This window comes from Pedobacter gandavensis, assembly GCF_014172405.1.
GTDB classification, from domain to species: Bacteria; Bacteroidota; Bacteroidia; order Sphingobacteriales; family Sphingobacteriaceae; genus Pedobacter; species Pedobacter gandavensis.
The window spans coordinates 888,703-908,625 of record NZ_WNXC01000001.1 but is presented as its reverse complement, the minus strand read 5'-3'; the positions used below and the strand labels follow the sequence as shown (position 1 = coordinate 908,625).

At 39.8% G+C, this 19,923-nt stretch carries 14 protein-coding genes; 9 read left to right on the top strand and 5 right to left on the bottom strand.

The features are described from left to right. Window positions 1-369 precede the first annotated feature (369 nt). From GM920_RS03550 to GM920_RS03540, 3 genes are all read left to right on the top strand, one after another. Complete coding sequence (locus GM920_RS03550; protein WP_182953468.1) at window positions 370-6,225, top strand: DUF3320 domain-containing protein; 5,856 nt, start codon at window positions 370-372, stop codon at window positions 6,223-6,225. A 101-nt stretch (window positions 6,226-6,326) separates the two neighbouring features. Next, window positions 6,327-6,887: a helix-turn-helix domain-containing protein gene (locus tag GM920_RS03545; RefSeq protein ID WP_182953466.1), complete on the top strand. Its 561-nt coding sequence runs from the start codon at window positions 6,327-6,329 to the stop codon at window positions 6,885-6,887. A 130-nt stretch (window positions 6,888-7,017) separates the two neighbouring features. Continuing rightward, window positions 7,018-8,175 carry a serine hydrolase domain-containing protein gene (locus GM920_RS03540; protein ID WP_182953464.1) on the top strand — a complete coding sequence of 386 codons (1,158 nt, stop codon included), beginning with the start codon at window positions 7,018-7,020 and terminating at the stop codon, window positions 8,173-8,175. Between the two features lie 11 nt (window positions 8,176-8,186). Here GM920_RS03540 and GM920_RS03535 read toward each other — a convergent pair whose 3' ends face one another. Both GM920_RS03535 and GM920_RS03530 read right to left on the bottom strand, forming a co-directional pair. Continuing rightward, window positions 8,187-8,963 (bottom strand): DJ-1/PfpI family protein, encoded by a 777-nt coding sequence (locus GM920_RS03535; RefSeq protein ID WP_182953463.1) that lies wholly within the window; start codon window positions 8,961-8,963, stop codon window positions 8,187-8,189. 79 nt (window positions 8,964-9,042) lie between these two features. Then, window positions 9,043-9,957 carry a GlxA family transcriptional regulator gene (locus tag GM920_RS03530; protein ID WP_182953461.1) on the bottom strand — a complete coding sequence of 305 codons (915 nt, stop codon included), beginning with the start codon at window positions 9,955-9,957 and terminating at the stop codon, window positions 9,043-9,045. Between the two features lie 148 nt (window positions 9,958-10,105). Here GM920_RS03530 and GM920_RS03525 point away from each other — a divergent pair, with 148 nt between their 5' ends. The 3 genes from GM920_RS03525 to GM920_RS03515 all read left to right on the top strand — a co-directional run bounded on the left by GM920_RS03525 (window position 10,106) and on the right by GM920_RS03515 (window position 14,032). Beyond that, a complete protein-coding gene (locus GM920_RS03525) occupies window positions 10,106-11,734 on the top strand; it encodes a S41 family peptidase (protein WP_182953459.1) in 1,629 nt (542 codons plus the stop codon). Window positions 11,735-11,855: 121 nt separating this feature from the next. Continuing rightward, the gene (locus GM920_RS03520) at window positions 11,856-12,752 is read left to right on the top strand and encodes a helix-turn-helix domain-containing protein (protein WP_182953457.1); all 897 of its coding nucleotides are present in this window, start codon (window positions 11,856-11,858) and stop codon (window positions 12,750-12,752) included. A gap of 242 nt (window positions 12,753-12,994) precedes the next feature. Further along, entirely contained in the window at window positions 12,995-14,032 is a 1,038-nt protein-coding gene (locus tag GM920_RS03515; protein WP_182953455.1) for a sterol desaturase family protein, read from the top strand. 88 nt (window positions 14,033-14,120) lie between these two features. Here the strand turns inward: GM920_RS03515 and GM920_RS03510 are convergent, their stop codons facing one another. Continuing rightward, the gene (locus GM920_RS03510; protein ID WP_182953454.1) at window positions 14,121-14,792 is read right to left on the bottom strand and encodes a DUF6624 domain-containing protein; all 672 of its coding nucleotides are present in this window, start codon (window positions 14,790-14,792) and stop codon (window positions 14,121-14,123) included. Between the two features lie 201 nt (window positions 14,793-14,993). Here GM920_RS03510 and GM920_RS03505 point away from each other — a divergent pair, with 201 nt between their 5' ends. Next, a complete protein-coding gene (locus tag GM920_RS03505; RefSeq protein WP_182953452.1) occupies window positions 14,994-16,334 on the top strand; it encodes a TlpA family protein disulfide reductase in 1,341 nt (446 codons plus the stop codon). Between the two features lie 133 nt (window positions 16,335-16,467). Further along, window positions 16,468-17,196, top strand: a complete 729-nt coding sequence (locus GM920_RS03500; protein WP_182953450.1) for a carbon-nitrogen hydrolase family protein — start codon at window positions 16,468-16,470, stop codon at window positions 17,194-17,196. A gap of 19 nt (window positions 17,197-17,215) precedes the next feature. Here GM920_RS03500 and GM920_RS03495 read toward each other — a convergent pair whose 3' ends face one another. Both GM920_RS03495 and GM920_RS03490 read right to left on the bottom strand, forming a co-directional pair. Then, the gene (locus GM920_RS03495; protein ID WP_182953448.1) at window positions 17,216-18,397 is read right to left on the bottom strand and encodes a TlpA family protein disulfide reductase; all 1,182 of its coding nucleotides are present in this window, start codon (window positions 18,395-18,397) and stop codon (window positions 17,216-17,218) included. A 1-nt stretch (window position 18,398) separates the two neighbouring features. Then, window positions 18,399-19,001: a DUF6624 domain-containing protein gene (locus GM920_RS03490; protein WP_182953446.1), complete on the bottom strand. Its 603-nt coding sequence runs from the start codon at window positions 18,999-19,001 to the stop codon at window positions 18,399-18,401. A 412-nt stretch (window positions 19,002-19,413) separates the two neighbouring features. Here GM920_RS03490 and GM920_RS03485 point away from each other — a divergent pair, with 412 nt between their 5' ends. After that, window positions 19,414-19,890: a DUF4625 domain-containing protein gene (locus GM920_RS03485; RefSeq protein WP_182953444.1), complete on the top strand. Its 477-nt coding sequence runs from the start codon at window positions 19,414-19,416 to the stop codon at window positions 19,888-19,890. Window positions 19,891-19,923: the final 33 nt, after the last annotated feature.

The following is a 19,923-nucleotide window of genomic DNA, read 5'->3' as shown; positions in this document are numbered from 1 at the left end:
TGTTATGAGGAGTAAGGTATACAATAAATTCGGCATCCGCTCAGGATCCTCTTAAAGTATTGTCATAATAAAAGCATAGTTACGAGGTCATTACAACGTGGTTAAATGGTCATTTAGACCTTGCAGGGATTAATCAACCATTAATGAAAGACTAATAGAAGACGGACTGTATTAAAGTTCAGATGAGATGAAATGTTTACTCAAACCAATTCTCAGGTTTATCACAGACGTTTTACGGTAAGTCTGAATTACCGTTTTGGTAAGCTTAAGGATGAGGTCACAAAGAATAAACAAACTGCCTTGTGAATCGGCTAATTAGAGAAACCAATGATTTTTTTTTAACTTGGGATTTATATTTTTGACGACGATATGGATGTTCCTGCTTTAACGAAAACCGTAGATTTCTTATACACTCCTTCTATAAATTTTGCACTTCAGCAAAACCATGTTGCGAGTATCAGGGAACTGACCATTACCAATACTACTGAACATCCCTGGGAAGATCTGCGTATAGAGATCATTGCCGAACCAGAATTTGCAGCAATTTGGTCTCATCAAATTGGAGCGCTTCAGGTGGGAGAGGTTTTTCAAATCAGCTCCAGGCAGCTTGATATTTCTCCCAAGTTCCTGGCTGATCTTAGCGAAAAGATGACAGGTAAGCTGATTTTAAGGTTATTTGATCATCAACATAAGGTATTTGAAGCATCTTATCCTATTGAACTCCTGGCTTACGATCAATGGCCAGGTGCAGGAATGTTACCTGAAATGCTGGCGGCCTTCATTATGCCTAACCATCCGGATATCCCAAAGATCATTAGACGGGCTTCCCAATTATTGGACCAATGGACCGGCAATCCTTCATTTGATGGATACCAGAGTAAAAATCCTAATCGGGTAAGAAATCAAATGGCAGCCATCTACGAGGCCATTTCAGAATTGCAAATTGTCTATTGTTCGGTGCCTGCGAGTTTTGAACAACAGGGCCAACGTGTACGATTGTTAGATACCATATTTCTAAATAAATTAGCCAATTGCCTGGATTTAAGTCTGCTATTTGCAGCTTGCCTGGAGGCAGTTGGGATACACCCCATAATCGTGGTGATTAAAGGCCACGCTTTTACAGGTGCTTGGTTGATTGATGAGTCTTTTGCTGATGCAGTGAACGATGATCCTTCATTATTGACCAAAAGAGCGGCAGAAGGAATCACAGAAATCGCATTATTGGAGGCTACTTGTATGAATGCAGGAAGCGAAACCACTTTCGATCAGGCGGTATCATCTGCAGATCAAAAGATGCTGAATACAGACGAATTTCTTTTCTTTATTGATGTGAAACGAGCCAGATTTGGCGGCGTTCGCCCCTTGCCTTTAAGGATTGCCACTTCCTCCGGTTGGGAAGTTGAAGAAGTGCTGCCGAAGGAACGTCAAAGCCATAGTCCAGCAGCAAAAGCCGTTGGAAAGAAAATAGTTGAAGTAACCTGGATGGAGGTTTCTAAACAGCAGATGTGGGAGCGAAAGTTATTAGATCTTACCCTGCGTAATAGCCTGTTAAATGTGAGAATGACCAAGAGTGTCATTCAGTTTATTACCGTAGATACCGGGAAACTGGAAGATGCCCTGGCAAATGGGGAAGAATTTCAAGTTCTGGGGAAACCTTCAGATTGGGATAATTCCGCGAGAGATTCAGGTATTTATCAATCGATTCACCATTCTGATCCCATCGCGGATCTTGTTGGACACGAGCTTTCACACAAAAGACTAAGAGCTTACCTGTCTGATCTGGAGCTTGGCGACAGTATGACCCATTTATACCGCTCTTCCAGAACTGCAATGGAAGAAAACGGGGCAAATACCTTGTTTATTGGCTTGGGAATGTTGAAGTGGTATGAGACCGACGCGAGTGAAAGAGCCAGATATGCGCCTTTACTTTTGTTGCCGGTAGAAATAATCAGGAAATCAGCCCAGAAGGGATATGTGATTCGAAGCAGAGAAGAGGAAACGATTGTGAACATTACGCTGCTGGAGATGATCAGGCAGGATTTTGGAATTAACATAGGCGGATTAGAGACCTTGCCAAAGGATGAAAACGGGGTAGATGTAAAGGCTATTTTTAATGTCATTAGACAAGCCATCATGTCTAAGTCGAGATGGGATGTAGAGGAACAGGCACTCCTTGGAACCTTTTCTTTCAGCAAGTTTATCCTCTGGAATGATATTCACAACAATGCAGCTCAACTTTGTCGAAATAAAGTAGTGGCAAGTTTGGTTTCGGGTAAACTGGAATGGCAACCGGAGGACAATGCAACCTTAGCGGAAATCTCCGATAGCTTGCTGCATCCTGCTGGGGTGGCACTTCCGATCAGCACTGACTCCTCCCAACTTCAAGCGATCATATCTTCCGCACAAGGAAAAAGTTTTGTTTTGCACGGTCCTCCGGGAACGGGTAAATCGCAAACCATTACCAATATCATTGCAAATGCGCTTTATGCCGGTAAAAAAGTACTTTTTGTCGCCGCCAAAAAAGCCGCTTTGGAAGTGGTCGAAAAACGATTAGAATCCATAGGGATTGGTGATTTTTGCTTAGAACTACATTCTAATAAATCAAAGAAAACTGCAGTTTTAGAACAGTTAAAAGCGGCTACAGAAATTGTCCGCTCAAACGCCCCGGAACATTTCTCTTTAGAAGCCGACCGTCTGTTTGAACTTCGCAATGAAATCAATGTTTATGTGGAAGCGCTACATAGAAAATATCCTTTCGGTTTCTCCTTATATGAACTTTTTAGCGCTTATGCTCAGCTAGAGCAGCAGGAGCAACGTGTGTCTTTTAGCCATGTGGAAATTGAAGGGGTTACACCACAACGCTTTAGTAAATGGAAGGATGTGCTGGAAGAAATTCAGGCTGCGGGGAACCTGATCAGACATCCTAAAGGTCATGCATTAGAACTAATTGACCTGATGTCCTATTCTCCTGGGTTTAAACTAGAGCTTAAGGAATTGTTGAGTAAATATCTGGAAGAGCTTAAGCTTTTGTTGATTAAGAAAGAAGAATCTGCTCAGGTGCTGATGCTTGCCGGACAAGTGAAAACAGCAGCACAAGAGGATGCCTTTGCTGATCTTTTGACGATTCTTCTGGACTTGCCAGATTTTCCTGCTTCGCTTTTAGAAACGGACGCTTTTGAACAGACACTGGCACAGGTTGTCGGGATAATTGAACATGGTGTAAAAAGAGATTTTGTAAGCGCAGAACTGTTGCGTGATTTTTCCAGGGATGTATTGACCATTCCAGCTTCAAAATTGCTTACCGATTGGAACATCGCAGATGAAAAATGGTTCCTTCCAAGATGGTTGGCGCAGCGCAAAATGCTAAAACTTCTGAAAGGGTATTCTTTATCAGCTAAGCTGGATAAGGCAGAAGTGCCAAATCTGCTAATTAAAGTGAATGAATACCAGCAGGAGCAGGGAGTTATTGACTCTGCCGTTTACCTGGAGAAACTTTTGGGTTTTCTATGGTTGAACGGAAATCCGGATTGGAGCGCCTTAGAGGTGATTTGTAAGGGATTGATTCAGTTGAATAAATTGGCTGCTAAACTCAGCGGAGCTGCAGAACTTAAGTTTTGGCGGGAGCAGTTGGCCAATGCTTTTACCGAAGGTAGTCAGTTGTTTTTTACAACCCATAAAAAAACATTTAAGGACTATGTACTTCAACTTAGGCAAGTTCGAATTACGGAGAGCTCTACTCAAGAAAAACTTGGGGTAAATCTGTTAATCCTTAAAGAATCAGTACCTGTATGGAATAAATATATCAGTCTAAAAGCAAACAGTTGGCTGGAAAATATAGATGATTTGAAGGATTGGTACAATTGGTGTGTGGTTCGCAAGCATGCCATCGATGAAGGCTTACAGCCTGTAGTAGCAGCTTATGACAATGGGTCTATTCCAACCAGCGACCTCATGACACAGTTCTATACTGGCTTTTATCGTTCTGCAGCAGAATATATCATTGAGCAAAATCCGGCGTTAGCGACATTTAACGGTGGACTTTTCGAAGAGAAGATCAAAAGATTCCGGGCATTGTCTCGTAGTTTTGAGGAGCTGACGAAAAAGGAACTCTATGCGAGGCTTGCAGCTAAAATCCCATCTTTTACGCAAGAGGCGGCTCAGAGTTCTGAGATAGGTTTACTTCAACGCGCCATACGAAACAATGGAAGGGCTCAGTCGATTCGGAAAATCTTTGATTCGATTCCGAACTTACTCCATAGAATCAGCCCATGTATGTTGATGAGTCCGATATCAGTAGCTCAGTATTTTGATGCCGACAGTGTGAAATTTGATTTGGTGATCTTCGATGAGGCCTCTCAAATGCCTACATGTGAAGCAGTCGGCGCCATTGCCCGTGCAACAAATGTCATCGTGGTAGGTGACCCGAAACAGATGCCCCCAACTAATTTCTTTTCGACTAATAATGTGGATGAGGATAACATCGAAAAAGAAGATCTGGAAAGCATCTTAGATGACTGTCTGGCATTATCTATTCCATCCCAACATTTATTGTGGCATTATCGCAGTAAGCATGAAAGTTTGATCGCTTTTAGTAATGCAAAATACTATGAAAACAAGTTGCTCACTTTTCCTTCTACTGATGATATTGTCAGTAAGGTGCAGTTTGTTCCCGTTAAAGGCTTTTATGACAAAGGAAAAACAAGACAAAATGCAGCCGAAGCAAAGGCAATTGTGGAAGAAGTAGTTGCCCGTTTATCTGATGCGTATTTGAGCCGTAAAAGTATTGGGATCGTCACCTTTAGTGCGGTTCAGCAGTCTTTAATTGAGGATCTTTTGACAGATGTTTACAGGCTCCGTCCTGATCTGGAAAAGATTGCACTGGAATGTGAAGAGCCGATCTTTATCAAAAACCTGGAGAATGTTCAGGGAGATGAGCGTGATGTGATTCTTTTCTCCGTGGGTTATGGTCCGGATGAAAACAATAGGGTAAGCTTGAATTTCGGCCCAATCAATAGAGAAGGAGGCTGGCGTAGACTTAATGTAGCGGTATCCAGAGCCAGATATGAAATGAAGGTGTTTTCGACGCTTACTGCTGATCGGATCGATCTTAACCGTACTTCATCTGAAGGTGTGGCGGGGCTAAAAGCATTTTTGGCCTATGCAGAAAAGGGGAAAACGGTCCTGCCAATCCGAAGTAGAGTTAATTTGGAACAAGCATTTTCTTTTGAAGGTGTCATCGCTGCTGAAATTGCCAAACACGGATTCATGGTGCATACTGAGGTTGGATGTTCGGAGTATAAGATTGATTTAGCCGTTGTAGATCCTGATCACCCGGAAGAATATATGCTGGCTATTCTTACCGATGGTAGGAATTATCATCAAGCCAATACCGCTAAGGATAGAGAAATTATTCAGGTGGAAGTTCTAGCTTCGCTGGGTTGGAATATCCACAAAATCTGGTCGGCCGAATGGTGGGAGAAGCCGGAAAGGGTAATCAATGGAATTTTAGAGGCGATTAGATTGGCTACCGAGAAAAGGAAAAACAAAGTAGTTGAGTCTATAGTTGCTACAGCAGTAATCCAGGCAGCAGTGGTAGAGCAGCCTGTCCAGTCGGTTGATGCAGCGCATTTAATTGCGGAACCAATCCCCCTTGCTTCAGCTGTTTCAGCTTATGAAGTTGCAGAAATAGCGCTTAGTGGTCTTTCTCCTGATGAATTCTTCGGGCAAGGAAGTAGAGAAAAGATTAAGTCACAGATTCTAAAAGTAGTGGAAGTTGAATCCCCGATTAGCAGGAATTTGCTGAGTAAACGGATCACAAGTTCCTGGGGTATTGGAAGAATGAGTAGTAAATACAGTGATTATCTTCAGACTTTGTTCCTTGAACTGGGCTTAGTTTTATCTTCTGATTTGGGAAGGGATATTTTCTGGAAAAAGGACCATAATCTTCAAGAATACAGCACATATAGAACTGCCAGTACTGATTTTCAGAAACGTGATGCAGAAGATCTGCCCGTTTCGGAAGTTGCCAATGGCATTCAGGCCATTTTAAGGAATCAAATCAGCCTTCCTGAGGCCGAATTGGTGAGGGAAGGTGCTAAGTTGTTTGGCTATTCCAGAGTTGGTGCCAATGTGGAGATGGTTATGCATTTAGGAATAAAAAGAGCAATTGAAAAAGGCTACGCTTATGAGCAAGATGATCGGATTGTTTTTAAAGAAAAAGTGTAATTCCGATCATGAAATAGAAGAAGAAATGGACATCCAATCAAAATTGGAAAAGAAGCAGATTAACCCGATATTTTTTCCGATTTTAGTTTAAACTAAAAACTATGCCTCCCTCAAAGCTCGCTGTTTATCGTCGAAAAAAAGGATTGACTCAGGAAAATCTGGCGGAATTATCAGGTGTGACTACCCGTACCATCCAACGGATAGAAAAAGGCAGTGTGGTACCGCATATCCAAACTTTAAAAATATTGGCAGATTGCCTGGAAATAGATCCAGAGCTGTTGATGGATGCAGCAGAGGGGACTGCCAGTCTGCAAGAACAGCCGGTAGTTGAACAATCTTCCATCACGCCATTATTTCACCTTTCTGCGCTGATTGGCATGTGCCTTCCCATTTTAAACATCGTCTTTCCTTTCGTATTATGGCTACTCAAAGGAAAGAAGCATCCCGAAGATGATGAGCAAGGAAAACAAGTGCTTAATTTCCACCTCAGTATGAGTATTTTGTTATTTCCGGCCATTGCTTTGATGGTTTTCTATTTTCCAATTGGCTTTCCACTTGTAGTGCTGATCTATGTTTTTATGGTTTGCATGACCCTGCTGAACCTCTATCGTTCCATCAAATTGCTACCAATAAAATATCCATTCTCCTTTGCATTTTTCTAAACCTGGCTGTCCTATAAAATGTAAAAGACGCTTTCTAGTTTAATAGAGGCTGATTTGTCGGGTAACTGACGTGTGTATGTCGTTGTATGCAATTGGATTTAGTCGGAGATTTAGTAAAAAAAAACGCAATATGAAAAAGCTAATTCTCCTAATCGCTTGTAGTTTGATATTCACAGTAAGTGATGCCCAACAAGCCAAAAAGATTAAACAGTTAAATGGCCGATCTATTCCTACAGCTGTATTGATCGCCAGATTGAATCATATCCTGGATAGTGCCAAGGTTACCGGATTGCAGCTGGCCATTATCAATCACAATAAAACAGTATGGAGCCATAGTTTCGGACTGAAGGATGTAGAAAGGCAAGTACCACTCAACGACAGTACAGTCATGTATGCTGCCTCCCTCACTAAAGTTGTTTTCAGCTATTTATTCCTACGTTTGGTAGATCAGGGGGGTTTCGATCTTGATAAACCAATCCATAGTTACCTGAAATTACCAATAGCTGAGTATCCGAAATGGAAAGATCTGGCTGAAGACACGGCTGCATTCAATAAGATTACGCCAAGAATGATCCTTAGCCATAGTTCAGGGATGCCTGTCTTACGGAGCATCTATCAAAATAGCCCCCGTTTAATTGCTAAACCCGGTGAAAAGTTTTATTACTCTAACGAAGGGATGAATCTTTTGGGATTTATTGTGGAGGAATATACGGGTAAAGGACTCAATGTATTGGCGAAAGAAGAGGTTTTTACACCCCTTCAAATGAAATATACCAGTATGATTTGGGAGCCGGAGTTTGAAAAGAATTTCTCTTTTGCCTATTTTAAAGATGGCAAAAAATATGGATCAGAAAGAAGGAGTAGTTCTCGTGGAGCTGGGTCAATGACCACTACAGCCAGTGATTATGCGAGATTTATTGCCAATTTAATGAACAAGAAAGGGCTGTCTAAAAGGTGCTATGAAGAAATGTTATCCCCACAAATTCGTGTGCTTAGTCAACGGGGCTTTGGTCCGAAAAAAGACAGCCTGACCACTGATAATGACCAAATGAATTTATCCTGGGGTTTAGGTACAGGACTTTTTAAAAGTATCCAGGGACCAGCATTTTTCCATACTGGCCAAGGAGAAGCGAATCAAAATTATTTCGTTGCCTTTCCAAATAAAGGGATTTCAGTAGTATTATTGAGCAACAGTGAAAACTTTGATGGTGTATCCAATGCCATTCTGGAAGCATGTATTGCCGATCGATACTCGCCACTGGCTTGGTTGGGGCATCTGGATCACTAAACTATCTGGAATTAACGTACAATCAGTCCTTGTTCAGCCTGATATTTATCATATTCCATATGTGCAGCGATTCTTTTTGCTTCATCTTTTCCTTTCAATTTAGCGACCAGGTGGAGCGCACCATCTATTCCTGCAGAAATCCCGGCAGTGGTTATGATTCTTCCATTGTCAACATACCTTACATTGGAAAGTACTTTTGCCGATGGCACGGCGCTTTGTAAGTTCGCAATACTGCGATGAAAAGTAGTTACCTGTAGGTGATCCAGGAGACCAGCTTTACCCAGAATAAAAGCACCTGTACAAACGGAGAAGTAACTCTGAGTCGCTTTGTCGCGGGATTTAATCCAGGCAATTACTTCCGGATCATTCGTAGTTACATTGTCGTCGCCTCCGAATACGGCGAAAATATCAGCAGGTGGAGCATCTGCAATGCTATAATCAGGGTTGATTTTTAGGATGCCCTGTGAAGTTAAAGGAGCCTTAGTCTTGGCCACAGTAAAAACGTTAAAACCAGCATAGGAGAAGACTTCCATAGGCCCTGCAAAGTCAAGCACTTCAACGCCGTCATATAAGTAGAAACAAATGGATATCTTTTTCTGAGCGGTAATGCTATCCTTTTCTTGCTTAGAGACTAGGGTCATACCACAATGAGCACAAGTTCCAGCTTTGCTGAAACTTACATTGTCGCAAGTATTGCCGCAAGGCGGACAGCGGTAGGTCGTATCTGTTTGGGGTTTCGCTGACACAAGGAAAGGAAACAGGAGTAATAGCATCCATAATTTTTTCATCACCAGAATTTAGATGAGCAAAACTAAAGGGAAAAGAAATATAAATTCGGCCAAACAGGATCTAGATTGGGACAAATTGCTAATCCTCGAGTTTTAACATTTGCCGAAGTTGGTTTGGGCTTTTAAATCCACATTCCAAAGCAATCCAGGCAATCTTGTAATTCTCTTTTAGTAAATGAAGTGCCTTTTCCCTGCGCAATTGATGTATATACTGGCCAATAGTGATACCAGTAGCTGATTTAAATAATCGGGTGAGCGACCTCGGGCTAATATGGACCATTTCTGCTAAGTCTGGAATACTAAGTTTTTGTCGGAGGTTTTGGGAGATGTAATCTTGCACCTGATGAACCTGATGATTGATGTGTTGTCTGTTTTGAATGTAAATGCTATCCTGCTGATCTTTCCCTTCTCGCCTTACATAGACAACCATATCTTTAGCCACTTGACAGGCAAAGGCGACTCCATGTTGCTCTTCCAGTAGAAAAAGAGCTAAATCAATACCAGTAGCGATACCAGCACTCGTATAAATCCGGTCACTTTTTACATACAGCAAATTCTCCTGTACTTTAATTCCAGGATATGCTTGTTGTAATGCAGCTGTCCAGGCCCAATGCGTTGTACACTGACGTCCTTCCAGCAAGCCAGCAGCAGCCAAAGCAAATGCAGCGGTACAAACTGAGCAGACTTTAGCACCAGTAGCTGTAGCATTTTGTAACCAGGGGATCCACAATGCATCATCAGCACGGTTCCATTTGGCAATTTCCATTCCAGCCACAATAATCAGATCATCTTCATTAATGGTGATTTCCTCCAGGGGTTTTATATTATGGAAACCCAGTCCACTCGAGGAAATCGGCTGAGGATAGGGGGATACATAGCAGAGTTCATAAGGTTTTCCAAGGCAACCGGCTTCATAAAATACAGTTACCGCTCCAGCAAGATCTAATAAATGTACGCCCTCAAAGAGAAAAAATATGATGCGATTTCCTTCCATGATGCGAATTTAAATGATTGCTATGGATTCCTGTTAAATAATTTAAGTACGGCTTGTGGAACAAACAATTATCAGCTATTTTTAAAGAAGGAAAGCGATCGACTTGATTGCGTTAGTTAAAAAGTTTAAACCTTTTAACCTCTAAAATATGATGAAATATAAACGGTTCTCTCTTCTGTTCTTGATTTTTGCTACAAGTGTTGGCGCCTGTTATGCGCAAGAATCCGGAAAGAACACTCCGATGGCTCAGGAACTACGAGACAAGCTTAATAATGGGCAAGCTGAATTATCAAATTACAATACTGCCTGTTATTTTGCACTGGCTGGGGATCAAGTACTCGCATTTACCTATCTTAAAAAGGCAATTTACGATGATAATTTTTCGGATGTTAAGGGTGTTGAAAAGGATACAGATCTGACCTCCTTACATGATGACATTCGCTGGAAGGAGGTCCTGAAGCAGGTAGAATCTAATGCCCTCAGGAAGAAAAAACAAAATAAAGCATTTTATAACCAAGCTGGTTTTTGGGATTCCAAGGCATTGAAAAGCCCATATCAGAAGAATATTTCTACGGATGAGAAAGTAGCAGGGCTATCAAAATTCTGGTCGGAAGCAAAATACAATTTTGTCAACTTTGATTTGGTACCTGAATTAAACTTTGATTCTCTTTACTTTGCTTATCTGCCAAAAGTGAAGGAAACCAAATCTACCGCGGCCTATTTTAAAGTGATGACTGAGTTTTGTGCGTATTTAAATGATGGGCATACCAATGTCAATGTTCCAGAAGAGTTATATGATGAATTTTATGGGAGACCTTTGATCCGCACGAGATTAGTGGAGGAAAGGGTACTAATTGTGGGTGTTTTTGATCCCAATGCGGAGAAGGATGGTATTAAAGCAGGGCAGGAGGTTATTGCTGTTAACGGTCTGCCTGTTAAGGAATATGCAGCCCGTTTTGTCACTCCGTATCAAAGTGCTTCTACTCCTCAAGACAGAGAAGTCCGTGCCTACGAATATGGACTGCTTTCCGGATCTGTTAATGAGCCTATTGAACTGCAATTACGAGATGAAAAGGGCCAGATAAAGAAACATACCATTGTGCGCTTAAAGCCAGCTGCGCGTTCTGCGAAAATGAATACACCACCCTTTGAGTATAAGATGCTAACGGGAAATATTGCTTTTGTTTCCTTGAATAGCTTTGGTACGGACTCTGCTGCAAAGGCTTTTGCGATTCATTATCCAGAAATTTCTAAGGCTGATGCGATTATTTTTGATGTGCGAAATAATGGAGGAGGTAATTCATCTGTTGGCTGGGAGATTCTGAGCTATTTAGTTAAAAAGCCAGAACTGATACATTCCTGGTATACCCGGGATTATAAACCTAGTTACAGGCCATGGGGAGTCAATCAAGAAGTTTATGGAACTAAGAGCTTTTTAAGACCTAACGGTAAATTCTTTTATGATAAACCGGTTATCGTATTGACTAGTGCCAGGACCTATTCAGCAGCAGAGGACTTTGCCGGTGCCTTCAAATCTCTCCATCGTGGATTGATTATCGGGGAAGCAAGTGGCGGTAGTTCCGGACAACCCTTGATGATTAGCTTGCCTGGTAATGGATCTGCACGTATTTGTACCAAAAGGGATATGTTGGCCAATGGAGATGATTTCGTGGGAAAAGGGATTTGGCCAGATAAATTGGTAAAACCCACAGTGCTGGATTTTAGAAAAGGGGTTGATACAGAATTAGCCGCTGCCATTAAAGAATTGAAAAAATAAGTGATATACCTCAAGGTGTTATACAGATTACTGCATCTCTTACCAATGTTACTGATTGGGAACAGGACTAGATTATACCTGCTATGGAATGCGTAAATTTGTAGGAGTAAAACCTTGCATTATGGAAGAAATCATAAAACTAGACAGTATTGCAGCCTACAATAGAATGCGTGGGGTAGAAACCTTACATCCTTTAATTACCGTGATTGACTTGTCAAAAGCCAATCCTATGGCTGCCCAAACCTTTAACTTTGGTTTGTATGCTATTTATTTAAAAGACCTGTTGTGTGGTGAGTTGAAATATGGTCGTAACAATTATGATTATCAGGAAGGTACATTGGTTTTTATTGCCCCCGGACAAGTTGTAGGTGTACAACCAAACCTGAAAACATTTGAGCCAAAAGGTTGGGCATTAGTGTTTGATCCTGAACTGATAAGGGGTACTGCATTAGGAAAGCATATTTCTGATTATTCTTTCTTCTCTTACGATGTAAATGAAGCGCTACATCTCTCCGAAAAGGAGCGACAAATTGTATTGGATTGTTTCGGGAAAATTGAATATGAATTGAGGCAGTCAATTGATAAACATAGTAGAACATTGATCGCATCTAATATTGAACTGTTTTTAAATTATTGCACCCGATTCTACGACCGTCAATTTATTACCAGGGATACGCCTCATAAAGGTATAATAGAACGATTTGAAGATTTATTGATCGGGTATTATGCTTCCGATAAACCAAAAAACACCGGACTACCTTCTGTGGCTTATTGTGCTGCTGAATTGAACTTGTCTTCCAATTACTTCGGTGATTTGATCAAAAAAGAAACCGGAAAATCTGCACAAGAATACATCCAGTCGAAAGTAATCGATGTGGCTAAAGAAAGGATTTTTGACTTAGGGAAGTCCATTAGTGAAGTCGCTTATGATCTTGGTTTTAAATATCCGCAACATTTCAGCAGGGTGTTCAAACAAAGAGTCGGTTTATCTCCAAATGAATACCGGAATTTGAATTAACACCAGATGGCAGAGCTAGACTGGATGCCTTATCATACATCGGTATTTATTCGTCTTTAATCCTCAGCTCTGGCTTTGTGATCCTTTATTTCATATTTTTTCTTTTGTGTAAGGTTGCTTTTTGAAAAAACATTAGTATCTATGTATATACAAACTATTTTAAATAGCTTTATTGCTAAGATAAAGGAGTTTGTGGGGGAGATGACCACCCTCAATAATTAATACCTAAAACCAAATATACTATGATACACTTTTTTCAAGCAATTTATGATTGGATGATCGGTTTTTTCGGTGTCGGAAATTTCATCAAAATTATCAATTCTGGCGATTACAGCTCTTTTTTAACCTATGATGGTTTTACTTCTATTATTGGCCCGCTTTTTCCAATCGTATTAGTCATTGAGATTCTAGTGGCTTTAGTATTGCGAAAGTTCAATGCGATCGACTATAAGATTTCTTTCTTTTCCTATGTCTTGAATGCTTTTATTGGCCGATTTATCTCTATAGCTGCAATTATATTTTGTATTGGGCTGTTTGAAAAATATGCGATCTTTAAAACTACTTTTACCTGGTACTGGTTTATTTACGGATATATTGTATGGGAATTTGCACATTTTATCTACCACTATCTGGGGCATAAAGTCCGCCTCTTCTGGTGTCTGCATTCTACCCACCATGCCCCACAAACCATGAATCTTTCCGTTTCTTATGCCCACTTTTTTCTGGAAGGAACATATGCTGACATTATCAGAACTACCGTTTGTATTTTACTGGGAGTCAATCCGCCAATGCTATTTGTGATCATGTTTATTGATGGTTTTTATGGTGGTTTTATTCACATTGGGGAGCACCTGATGAAAGATGGGAAATTAGGTTTTCTATATAAATACATCCTGACTCCTTCACACCATAGGGTTCATCATGCTAAGAATCCATTGTACATGGATACAAATTTCTGTAATTTGTTGAATATCTGGGATCGTATTTTTGGTACTTATCAGCCCGAAGAGAAAGGTCTTGCAATCGAATATGGTATCACCAGAGAAATGAAACCCAATAGTTTCCTGGATAGTTATTTTGGAGAATTTGCCTGTTTGCTAAAAGATGTTTATAAGGCGCCGGGTCTTAAAAATAAGTTTCTATATATTTTTATGCCACCAGGATGGAGCCATACCGGCGATCATAAAACTGCCAGTGTAACAAGGACTGAGTTTATGGAATCGCAGCGCCAATTCAATCAAAATGAGTTTGAAACACTTGAAAAAGAAGCGGTGGTGTAGTTTTGCCAATCTGGAGAACCTGAGAAAATGAATTTGAGCGAATAGGATACAAAGGTAATTGATCAACTTTGTATCCCATTTGCCCTAATTATTTGATATTTTGACGCTTAACTGCTTCTTCAATCATTGGAAGATCCTTTTTGTAATTCTGTAAATCCCAACCTTTACTATATTCCTGCATTTGTGGCATCCCCATGGCCTTCCGTCGCGCCTCAAGGTTGTCGACATCAATTATTGGATAAATGTATTTCTTTCCTGTCTCTTTATCAGTGAAGAACTGACTGCCATAAATTTGGGGTTTAGAGTTACGCACATTGATCCTGTCTTCAAAAATAGCCAGATTGCTGGAGAGCGTTTCTCCATTTTTCTCCGCAGTCCTGATCATAGGTAAGTAGTGTTCTTGTGTTTTTAGGTTTGCGTGTTGTATCACCAAAAACAAAGCCTGACTAGCTTGCATTCCCACCTTTTGAGGACCTAACCAGCCATGTTTCTCAAGGATTGCTTTCACCTTTTCCAAGTTTTGTATATCTCCAATGCGCATATTGTTGCTCAGGCTGTCTATGCGAGCAGGACTTTCATTACGCTCTCTGGCCTGTATTAATGCTATCCTGTTCGACTGGTCCTTAATGTAAATGGAATCCAAGGTCTTCATCAAGGAAATGTCGAATTTCGAGCTGTCAATATTGAATGATGTCACCTGCGCTAAGGCGGCATGGCCGGTAGAAAAGGCTAGCAAAGCTAAAAGGAAGATACGTCTCATGAGATTAAAGATAACTTTTTCAAAGAAATTATTATTGTTATTTATCATAAATACGGTAGGTTAGAGAAACCAAGAAAATGAAACCCAATATTGGCTAGGCAGTTTTTCTAATAGCGGGCAGAATGGGTAGGAATATCTTCTTTTGTCGAAATATTACCAGCGGCGATTGGTAGTCGTTTTATTTTTAATTTCAAATGTATAATGTTTAAAAAGCTCATTTTTACCCTGCTAACCCTTTGCCTCATTGGAGTAGCGAAAGCTCAGATACAAAAAGGAAATTTAATCTCCATTCTTAATCCAACAAAGAAACAGATACATTTCGAATTTTTTAATGAGTTTAATGATATGATGAGCTTAAGCATTCATCCTGGAAAAACGGGCATAATCACCTCTGAATTACCTATTGTAGTGTATAATGGCAGTATCTTTAATAAAAAGTTGTTTTTGTTATATCCTGATGATAGTCTTAAGGTTTCGGAGATCAATGAGGGTGTACTTAACTTAGTCAGTCCATTGAAGCGGCGAAATCAAGAACTTTTATTGTTAAATGCCTCTAATCATGACCTTAATAACAATGCGCTCCTTAAATTACCTTCCTCTTTCACAAATTTAAAGAGCAGGGATTCTCTTCTGTATAAACGTTATATAGCATCTGTTTCTTTTTTAGATGATTTTGTTTCAAAACACCCCATTCTTCCGCTTACCGAAAAGTACATTCGATCCTTTAATCGCTATGATTATCTAAAGTCAAGGGTAGAAGGTTTAAATAGCAAAGCCTTTTATTCAAAGAGCACGAGTGCTACTCAGATAGATAGCTTAGTGAATCTTAAAAGGTATTTGAATTGTGATGATTGCTTGAATCTTTATTCCTACAGACAATTTGCGCTTGCTTATTTGTACTATCTTGAAAGAAGTGCTGGCGACGAGAAAATATTCACTGAGTTTAGGGACAATTTTAGCGGGGAAACAAAAGAATTTATGATGTTTAATCTCATGAAAGGTTATGCGAATAAAAAACGTCAAACCTTTAATAAGTATTATGATTATTTTTTAAAGGAATGCAGCAATGAGAAGTATAAAAACTATGTCAAAAATCTGAAAATTGAGGATATAAAACCAGGTGAGGAACAATTGTTGGTTAATTCTAAAGGCATAAAAATCAGTCTATCAGACCTGCTAAAGGTCTATAAAGGTAAAGCTATATATATTGACTTCTGGGCAAGTTGGTGTGTGCCATGTATCGAAGAGTTACCCGCCTCTAAATTATTAGCTTCATCTTTATCAGATCAGATTACTTTCCTTTATTTCTCCCTCGATAAAAACAAAAATCTTTGGGATGCTGCTATTAAAAATCTTGATTTGGATCCATCTCGTCACTTTTTAGTGGAGGGAGATTTTAATTCTCAGCTCGCCAAAAAATTGGGAATTAAAACCATACCGAGATACATTATTATTGATCGTTTAGGAAAAGTAATATCCGAAGATGCAGCCCGGCCAAGCAGTAAAGAAATTAAAGGAATCTTAAAAAATGTAATGCAGTAAACCTTTGTTTTCCTTGGCGAACAAGTAATATCGAACTCAGCTTAGTGATGATGTCAGGAGTTAAAAGGGCTGTTTACGCTTGGAAAAACGATAAAAATAACTTTGTTTTACCCAGACAAGAATTCCTTTCTCAATGAAAATATCAGTAGCACAAATAAAAGCAGTTAAAGGTGATATCATTGCAAATGTAGCGCGACATAAGAAATGTATTGACCTTGCGGTTTCCCAACACGCGGCGGCTATCTTTTTTCCAGAATTGTCTTTAACGGGTTATGAACCGGAGCTTGCCGCTGAACTGGCTACTGATCAGGACGACAAAAGGTTGGATGAATTCCAGGAAATCAGTAACCATCAGAACATTACTATTGGGTTAGGGATGCCAACACAAACAAATGTTGGAATACAAATCAGTATGGTGATTTTTCAACCCAATGCCCATCGTCAAACTTATTCAAAGCAACAATTACATCCCGATGAATTCCCATATTTTGTAAATGGGGAAGCGCAAGTCATTTTAACCGCTGATGTTAAGAAAATTGCACCTGCCATCTGTTATGAAAGCTTACAAGAGGAACATGCTGGCCATGCCCATCAGCTTGGCGCAGATATATACCTTACGAGCGTGGCAAAATCACAGAATGGATTGGACAAAGCATGGCTGCATTATCCTACGATCGCCAGGAAATATGCGATGCCGGTGTTAATGGCCAATTGTACCGGCCCATGCGACAACTATCAAAGTGCTGGACAAAGTGCGGTCTGGTCTAAAGAAGGGCATTTAGTAGGGCAGCTTGACGATAAGCAGGAAGGAATCTTAATCTTTGATACAGAAACCGAAGAGCTCATTAAACTAAACTTCTAAAAAGGGATAGTTTTTTGGTTTAGATATGTTTTTCAATCAGAGGTTTCAGCTTTTTTAGGTCAAAATTGCCAGCATAAATCACTTTCCCAGACTGATCAATCAATACGACCTGAGGAAATGCACTGATTCCATAGTCTTTATTGATTTTGCTTTCTTCTCCATACAATACCGTGTATTTAACCTTGTTTTTATTTGCAAATAGCTCAATAGATTTTTTGTTATCCTCTGTATTGATGGCCAGTATTTTAAAGTCTTCCGGCTTGAAACTGTTATGTAGATCATTCAGTCCAGGGACAGCCTCAATACAGTATCCGCAGTTTTTTATCCAAAACTCCAGTAAAGTTAAGCGCCTTTTGTAAGCAGACAACTGTTCTGTTGTATCCGTTGACAAACTCTTTAATGCCCAACTTGGAGCCATCTCGCCAACCTTGATCATCGTTACAGGCTTTTTGTCTTCGATTTTGTAATCATTGAGGTAGCTGGAATAATACCAGGAGCTTTCCTTAGGTGGTAGTGGCTGAGTCTCTATTTTAGTAAAATCTGTTCGGTTTAAATCTTCACTATTTTTTTTGGTTTGCAAAAGGGTTAAGGGTAATAAGGTTTTCTTATCCACGATCAGTTTATGGTAGAAATACAATGGGACGGTAGTTGAGGTAAAAGCGGTTCCCAAATAATTTGGGAGCTTATTTTGTAAGTCAAATCGGAGGAGATAATAGCTCTTTTTATCAATTAGCGTATCCGTTACGGATTTAGGGATATGCTGATCGGAAATAATTTGAGGTAACAGGTTCCGTAAAGTGATGAGTGAGTTATACAATGCCGATTTTCCTTCCAAACTAGATTTTTGGAGCTGATTGGTCATCGTCATGGTTTTACTTTTTACATCGCCATTAAATATTTCTGAATTGTTAAAAATGGAGAATCCATCAGGCTGTATAAATTGATATCTGAAACCTACCAGATCATTTTCTTTGCCAAATTCCACAAACAGGTCGCCTTCAGACTTGTTCCGGTAATTGTCTGAAGGATAGCTGAATTCCCTGGAATAATGGTATTTTACTTTGGTTAAGGTGTTCAAGCGTTCAGATACCTGTTTAAATATTTTAAGGTCATCCTTGTTAGATGCAGGTTTGCCACTGATCAATAGGAGTGGTATTAGTATAAAAAGGCCATGGCGCAAATAGCTACTTAAGTTTTTCATTTTATGGTTTTTGTTGTTTACGGGCGTTGATGATCAAATCAAAATACTCCTCTAGAGGTTCAAGCCCCACTGCTTTTCTTCGCTCATTCACCTTTTCCGGGTCTATTAGTTTCTTAGGAAAAGGGCTGCCATCTGCTGTATAGTCGACTTGGGTTCCATAAATTTGAGCTTTCCCTGAATTTACATTCACGCGGTCTGTTAAAAAAGCAAATTTACCTGGATCAGCTTTTTTTTGCTGTACCGCTAATTTCATTTTCTTTAACACCGCGCGCTGAAATTTCAGGTCAGTGTCGGAATGTTGTACACCCAGGAAAAAATTATCTGAAGCTGCTTTACCGACCATATCATAATTTGGGAAACCATATTTTTTAAATATTTGCTTCAACACCAGGGTGTTTGCATTCGCAATCTTTTTAAATTCTTTATTTAGGGAATCTCTGGTACCTGGCTTTGCCGCCATCGTTTTTTGACCCGCTTTTTTATCCATTGCGATTAGGCTATCAATTTGCTGCTTTAGCGCCGGATAACGCAGCGCCTCCTGGGCGTAGCCTATGATAGTCGTACAGAGAAAAATAACAATTACAGGAAAGCGTTTTCTTTTCATAGGATGAATTTTACGTTAATTAAAACTAATGTTTTTAAGTTTTCCTGGTCATTATTTAACATATTTTAACCTATATATAAGTAGGTTCCTTAATCAAAGGAAATTACGAATTTAACAGAACAATTTTTAGGAATGGACTGTTGGTTTGCTGATTGTCAGTGTTTTATCTTTTGTTTTTGGCGAGTATTTGCGAAGGCAAGCCATTGTAGTCCTCTAATTTAAAAAGAATCAAATATGAAAGCAAAATTAAGTATCATCCTTGTACATGGTTTTTGGGGTGGAGCCGCATTGGAGTAAAGTTATCGTTGAGCTTGTAAACAAAGGGTATGAAATCATTCGTGCCGTAGAAATGCCGCTGACTTCCTTAGCAGATGATTTAAAGTGCTGCCAATCACCTTAGATTATAAATAGGATGAAGCGCATCAGTTTAGTATTAGGTTGTTTATTGCTGATGGTTTTTATGAGCAATTGTAGCAAGGAGAAGACAGAACCTATTGATACCATTTACCCAGAGATTAATATGAATTTTTCAGACACTTTTCCTAAGCAATGTAGTGTAATCAAAAGAGGAGAAAAGTTCTTGTTTAAGGTAGCCCTGAGTGACAATAAAGAATTGGGTTCTTTAAACCTGGATATTCACCATAATTTTGATCACCATACACACAGTACGGAATTGGAAGCATGCGAAATGTCGCCTGTTAAACAAGCTGTAAAACCATTTTTGCTTATTAAGAACATCGCGATTCCGGCAGGAATGAAGACGTATGAGGTAAGTGCAGAGATTGAGGTTCCGGCAGATGTAGACGCTGGAGATTATCATTTTATGATTAGACTGACCGATAAGGAAGGCTGGCAGACGATTAAAGGGCTGAGTATTAAAATTAATTAAAATTGTAAATTACCCTCCAGGAAGCTTTGGAGG

Bases quoted from the DNA above. Each gene is read 5' to 3' on its own strand.
- GM920_RS03550 (WP_182953468.1), top strand. From the start codon at position 370: ATGGATGTTCCTGCTTTAACGAAAACCGTAGATTTCTTATACACTCCT.
- GM920_RS03545 (WP_182953466.1), top strand. From the start codon at position 6,327: ATGCCTCCCTCAAAGCTCGCTGTTTATCGTCGAAAAAAAGGATTGACT.
- GM920_RS03540 (WP_182953464.1), top strand. From the start codon at position 7,018: ATGAAAAAGCTAATTCTCCTAATCGCTTGTAGTTTGATATTCACAGTA.
- GM920_RS03535 (WP_182953463.1), bottom strand. From the start codon at position 8,963: ATGAAAAAATTATGGATGCTATTACTCCTGTTTCCTTTCCTTGTGTCA.
- GM920_RS03530 (WP_182953461.1), bottom strand. From the start codon at position 9,957: ATGGAAGGAAATCGCATCATATTTTTTCTCTTTGAGGGCGTACATTTA.
- GM920_RS03525 (WP_182953459.1), top strand. From the start codon at position 10,106: ATGATGAAATATAAACGGTTCTCTCTTCTGTTCTTGATTTTTGCTACA.
- GM920_RS03520 (WP_182953457.1), top strand. From the start codon at position 11,856: ATGGAAGAAATCATAAAACTAGACAGTATTGCAGCCTACAATAGAATG.
- GM920_RS03515 (WP_182953455.1), top strand. From the start codon at position 12,995: ATGATACACTTTTTTCAAGCAATTTATGATTGGATGATCGGTTTTTTC.
- GM920_RS03510 (WP_182953454.1), bottom strand. From the start codon at position 14,792: ATGAGACGTATCTTCCTTTTAGCTTTGCTAGCCTTTTCTACCGGCCAT.
- GM920_RS03505 (WP_182953452.1), top strand. From the start codon at position 14,994: ATGTTTAAAAAGCTCATTTTTACCCTGCTAACCCTTTGCCTCATTGGA.
- GM920_RS03500 (WP_182953450.1), top strand. From the start codon at position 16,468: ATGAAAATATCAGTAGCACAAATAAAAGCAGTTAAAGGTGATATCATT.
- GM920_RS03495 (WP_182953448.1), bottom strand. From the start codon at position 18,397: ATGAAAAACTTAAGTAGCTATTTGCGCCATGGCCTTTTTATACTAATA.
- GM920_RS03490 (WP_182953446.1), bottom strand. From the start codon at position 19,001: ATGAAAAGAAAACGCTTTCCTGTAATTGTTATTTTTCTCTGTACGACT.
- GM920_RS03485 (WP_182953444.1), top strand. From the start codon at position 19,414: ATGAAGCGCATCAGTTTAGTATTAGGTTGTTTATTGCTGATGGTTTTT.